Raw genomic sequence first — 4,692 nt, 5'->3', positions numbered from 1 at the left:
TTCCGAGGGGGAAAGCTGGTTATCTTGGTTGTCATCGGCTGAGGCCAGTAGACCTGTGGGAAAGGTCAGGGTGATTTGAGCTTGAGTTTCAGCTACCCTAATCTCTGCCACCGTCAAGTCTGCCCAATGCGATTGACTCGGCGTTGCAGTTACGACCCAAAGCAAGAGAGACCCCAAAAGGGAAAACAGACTGAGCCTGAGCAGGCGATACCACTTTCTATTGACAACATTCATAACCATCTCAATCCTGCTTCTTATCAAGAATTCAGCTCAACCCTAAAAGTCCTACACCTAAACCCAAAGCCCGCTGAGCTTGCTGATCAAAGGCAGGATCTGCTTCTTGGGCTAACTGGAAAAAATGTTGAGCCTTCGCCGAGTTGCCCAAAGTTTGTTCAATCACACCTGCTCGGTGGAATAAAGCTGCATCTCGAATCCCTGGTTGCAGTGCTGCCTGCATTGCTTGCTGCGCTTCTGGCCAACGTCCTGCGCTAGATAAGGCCCAAGCGAAGGTATCTAGAGTTTCAGCATCCCGACGCGCCTGCACCTCTTGCTGCATCAAGGTCAATGCCTCCGCTATATCCTTTGGTCTGCCTCGCTCTAGCAACAAGTGCGCCAGTTCGCGACGATGACCAAACCCGGTCAGATCTTCCCGTAACCGCGCCTCTGCTCGATCTCGCCAAGATTGGGCCGCAGCCGTATCTCCTAACAGTTCCTTGACGCGGGCCATGCCACGCATCACCACATGGTCATGAACGGTTGGGGATTTTTGAGAAGTCAAAGCAAACTGAGAATAATAACGCTCTGCTGCCCGATAATTTCCCTGCCGTACCTCTAGTTCTGCTAGATTCAGCAGAGCTGGGGGATACTGGGGCAAAATCCGCAACGTTTCTCTGTAAAGTGCCTGTGCTTGCAGAAGTTGGCCTCGCTTGAAGTACAACCGCCCTAAGAGGGTACGTGCCCAGACAGAACTCCCAGTTTCCTCGGGTTCTTCTACGGCGATCGCCTGTTGTAGATCTTGAATCGCTGCTCTATCTTGGCCTTGAGCCACCTTCACTAAAGCCCGTTGCGTTAGAGCTCCTAGAGAAGGAGTTTGCTTCACGAGTTGCTCTGCCGCTACATCAGCCGCTGCAATATCACCGAGCGCTAAGTGGGCAGTCGTCGCAGTAGAAAGTGCATCTGGGCTACCTGGGGCTTGCTTCAACAGGCGCAAAGCTTCAGCAAAATCATGTCTTGCCGTTGCCACTCGCGCCAGCACCAAAACTGCCTCAGGGTTAGAGAAGGATAAGTTAGCCAGCGACTGTTGCGCCGTTTGCTCTGCCAATAAATACCAACTACTTTCCCCTGTGGCACGCGCCATTTTTAAGTAAGTTCTAGCCAAAGCTGCCCGATTCAACCCTCCTTTTGGGTCTGAGAGAATCCGGGTTTGATAGAAAGCCATCTCTCGTTCCAGCGCCTGCGTCACCTTGCCCGGATCAGGACGGGAGAACTGGTAACGATACAAGGGATCGAGCTGTGCCCTAGACTGCTGTTGCCACAAGCCCAAGCCAATTGGAATCAAAATAAGCAGGCCCACGACAGGCAGAGCCACCAAACGCGGTGACGATAGAACTGCTCTGAGCCTGTTTTGCCAAGCTGCTGAAGCGTCGTAGTTTATCAGTTTCACAGCTCTTACTCCTTAATGCGCCCCATCTCATCCCGTCTCATTTATGCTTGCGACGCATCGCAATCCCCTTGTACCCACTTACGGGTAGGTGTTACCGCCAAAGCAGAGAAACGCTTTGAAGGTTTCCTGGGCAAGGAGAATCAAGATGCGATCGCGGTTGGCTTAATTAGGCAGGGCTAAATAAGGGAATGTAGGCTCAAGCGCCTTGTGACCTTGAGCGGGATTACCAGGTTGACCTTCATAGGAGACGTTGTCGCTCAGAGGCTGCCCAGCCACCACGCTTAAGGTGATGTCGATCACGTCATCTTTGATCAAGCGACCCCGAATCGGACTGCCCTTAGCATTGAGAGCATTGGCGTAGCCACTTGGGCCTGTGGTATCAATCCGCATGACATCGGGCAGAAAGGCACCGAGCAAGGCATTGGCTCGTGCTTCTGGGTTCCCAAAGGCTAGCAGGGTCTGTTTTACTTCTCCCACAATGGGGCCAGCAATATTAGCCGCAGGTTGTCTGCCCGCTAAAGCCGCCGCTTCAAAATCAGGGCCAACACTGTTTAAGGCATTCAAGAAGTCATTGGTTACAACTAAACCTTCGTTGATTGCGGGTCTGGCTAAACGCTCCACCTGCGTAAATTTGCCGTTTGGTCCCGCTGCTGAAATGGTTTCCCAAACATCAAAGGTTGTTGTAGCGGTAGCGCCTTGCAGAAACTGGATGGGGACTCGCACTGCGATCGCGTTGACGTTGTAGCCCTTAGCAAAATCGACTGCGGTGCTAGGGTCGCGGAAACCTACTTTGGGGCCAATGCCAAGCGCACCGCCCCGAACCCGGAAATATTGCTCCACATCAAAGAAGAAAGGATCTTCTCGTAAACCCGCAAAAACAGAAACCTGAGAACCCCCGAGCGCCACCTGGCTGACTTCGGGAGCAGTATTGAGCGCTGTAGTTTGCAACTGCTGATTTGCGGTCAGGGTAGCCCCGTCGCGAATTGCCGTCAGCTTCATGCCCTGTTGTCCTTTAGCATTGGGCTTGTCAAACTCAAATCGTAGAGTGACATCCGGTACGCCTGTGGGAGTCGCATCATTGTTGCCCACTCGCGAGACCTTAAACTCATATCGAGCTTTGGTGCTGAAGTAGTATTGCTGACGAGCCAGCGATCGCGGGTTTGTATTCATGATCAAGATCAGATCACCGGCTGAAGCGTTGGGATTCTGATCTTGTTCTCGGAAGACAAATAGATCGGTCAAATTCAGATTGCGGCCTTTAGTATCCACCTCGCCATCATCGTGGTCGGACGCTTTCAGGTACTGCGGTGTTAGGCCAGCAGTCAAAGCAATCCCTAAAACTAGCAGGCTTAACTGAGCCACAAGGCCAAAGCGCCAACGGCGGGCAGAAGTTTTAGGGGCAGTCGTGGGTTCATTCAATGAGGGGCTAGCCTCATGGAGCGTAGGGGGCTTAGGCATTATAGAGGTCTCCTAAAAAAATAAAAGAGTGACTGCATCCAGCCGAGGTAGGGCGGCATCTGGGCGAGATTAGTAGCGAAATCCAGATGAAAGTACCTATGTCAGAGGAACTGAAGCGCGTTGCTGTTTTTTAGATTTCCATTGGCTCCAAGTAGCCCCAGCACCCAGTGCCATCAGGCCCAGAGCAGCAGTTGGTTCTGGCACGCTGGCGGGTGGGGTGGATTGGACAGCGGTGCTGGCTCCGGTCAAGGCGATCGCATAAGTGCCACGGGTTGCACTCGTTCCCACAAAACCACTCAGGGGCAATTCACCTCCTAAGCCTGTGGGTTCTAGGACATCATTGGTACCAGTCGCAAAAATGTCGCCATTGGTGCTGACGGGGTTATAGCCAGCACTCGCGATCGCTAGATAGTAAAGGCCAGATTGGCTAGGAGAAAACTCGCCAGAGAGCAGCGTCGGCTGTAGGGAGCCAAAGCTGTCATCGTTACCGTAGATACCTTTACCTTCTACGTCAAATAGAAATAATTGCGGATCTTCCAGCAGGGCTGTAGGCGCTCCGAGAAACTGATTGACTGGCAAATCCACCAAGGTTTCTAGACTAATAGTGGTAGCAGAAAAGGTCTGGCCCCCAGTTAAAAAGATTTGAAACAGATCAGCATCGTTGTCTGCTAAGGCTCCACCAAGAAACTCTAGTAAAGTTGGCCCAGAGGGAATAGCTTGAGCTGTGTTGAGGGTTTGGCCTGCATCTCCAGTTTCAATTAAGGTGACTGCATAACTAGGGCTAGCGGCCAAAAATAACCCTAACGCAGGCAGCAATATTGCTGGTATAAATTTTTTCATTGCTTTTCTCTTTGAGAAGGTTTTCTAAGCGCTCTCATGCACTCAGATTTACGAGTGTCATCAAAGTTAGATACGTAGTTTCACTCGTGGCATCTCTTGAAAATCAAGTAAAATAGATTACATTGCATCAAGATGAGATCCAAAGCACGGTTGAGTAATGGGTTGGGTCGGTCTATAGGGGATGCCTGAAATTGCTTGAGTGCAAGCCAGACATGCAGAACTTACAGTCATACTGTGTTCGACGAAGCCAGGAATTTCCAGGCCGAAAAGTGCTCATTTTTTGTTCACTTTTGCTGAGCTGTGCTTAGCTGATCTCTTGATGCCAGAGGATTTCGGTCAGCCGAGCCATACCGTTTTTGAGGTGGCGACGAAAGGTACTGAAGGGGACATCGAGTAACTCAGCCACTTGCTCTTGGGTCGGAGTGGGCTGAAGGTAAGTATGATAGAGCGCTCGGTAAAGTTTTGCTTCCCGATGAGAAGCTTGTAACGATGCGGCTGCTTCCTGAACTAAGTGCTGCAAAGCCGCTACTCGCTTAGCTTTATTTGCGTTGGTAGGCGATCGCTCCATCACCAGCCGAGATTGCAGCAGAGGATTGTGATAGAGCCGATCTGGATGGGTGAAGTGCCGCAATAAATCCCGCACCGCGATCGCAAAAGCAGGTTGGCTTAGAACCAGGAGAGGTTCACCCAGAGGTGCAGAAGTAGCAACCTGCGCGGAGGCCGCAATTTCT

6 protein-coding genes are annotated in these 4,692 nt (G+C 51.5%); 1 reads left to right on the top strand and 5 read right to left on the bottom strand.

The window, feature by feature from the left end:
* Positions 1 to 234 (bottom strand): hypothetical protein (locus NDA01_RS31250; protein ID WP_431193606.1); only part of this gene is annotated, 234 nt, incomplete at its 3' end.
* Between the two features lie 31 nt (positions 235 to 265).
* Positions 266 to 1,663, bottom strand: coding sequence for a tetratricopeptide repeat protein (locus NDA01_RS31245; RefSeq protein ID WP_348231120.1), 1,398 nt, complete (start codon positions 1,661 to 1,663; stop codon positions 266 to 268).
* Between the two features lie 15 nt (positions 1,664 to 1,678).
* Here NDA01_RS31245 and NDA01_RS31240 point away from each other — a divergent pair, with 15 nt between their 5' ends.
* On the top strand, positions 1,679 to 1,843 hold the full coding sequence (locus NDA01_RS31240; RefSeq protein ID WP_348231119.1) for a hypothetical protein: 165 nt from the start codon (positions 1,679 to 1,681) through the stop codon (positions 1,841 to 1,843).
* Here the strand turns inward: NDA01_RS31240 and NDA01_RS31235 are convergent.
* From NDA01_RS31235 to NDA01_RS31225, 3 genes are all read right to left on the bottom strand, one after another.
* Complete coding sequence (locus tag NDA01_RS31235) at positions 1,826 to 3,121, bottom strand: DUF4331 domain-containing protein (protein ID WP_348231118.1); 1,296 nt, start codon at positions 3,119 to 3,121, stop codon at positions 1,826 to 1,828. The genes NDA01_RS31240 and NDA01_RS31235 overlap by 18 nt on opposite strands.
* A 96-nt stretch (positions 3,122 to 3,217) precedes the next feature.
* Positions 3,218 to 3,961 carry a PEP-CTERM sorting domain-containing protein gene (locus tag NDA01_RS31230; RefSeq protein WP_348231117.1) on the bottom strand — a complete coding sequence of 248 codons (744 nt, stop codon included), beginning with the start codon at positions 3,959 to 3,961 and terminating at the stop codon, positions 3,218 to 3,220.
* 304 nt (positions 3,962 to 4,265) lie between these two features.
* The coding region (locus tag NDA01_RS31225; protein ID WP_431193605.1) for a hypothetical protein at positions 4,266 to 4,692 on the bottom strand (427 nt) is incomplete at its 5' end.

The organism is Trichocoleus desertorum AS-A10 (assembly GCF_039962155.1).
Classification (GTDB): domain Bacteria; phylum Cyanobacteriota; class Cyanobacteriia; order FACHB-46; family FACHB-46; genus Trichocoleus.
The sequence above is the reverse complement of the archived record's forward strand: the minus strand, read 5'-3'. Positions and strand labels throughout refer to the sequence as shown.

Excerpts from the sequence above, each read along its gene's own strand:
- NDA01_RS31240 (WP_348231119.1), top strand. The coding sequence starts at position 1,679 with ATGCGCCCCATCTCATCCCGTCTCATTTATGCTTGCGACGCATCGCAA.
- NDA01_RS31235 (WP_348231118.1), bottom strand. The coding sequence starts at position 3,121 with ATGCCTAAGCCCCCTACGCTCCATGAGGCTAGCCCCTCATTGAATGAA.
- NDA01_RS31230 (WP_348231117.1), bottom strand. The coding sequence starts at position 3,961 with ATGAAAAAATTTATACCAGCAATATTGCTGCCTGCGTTAGGGTTATTT.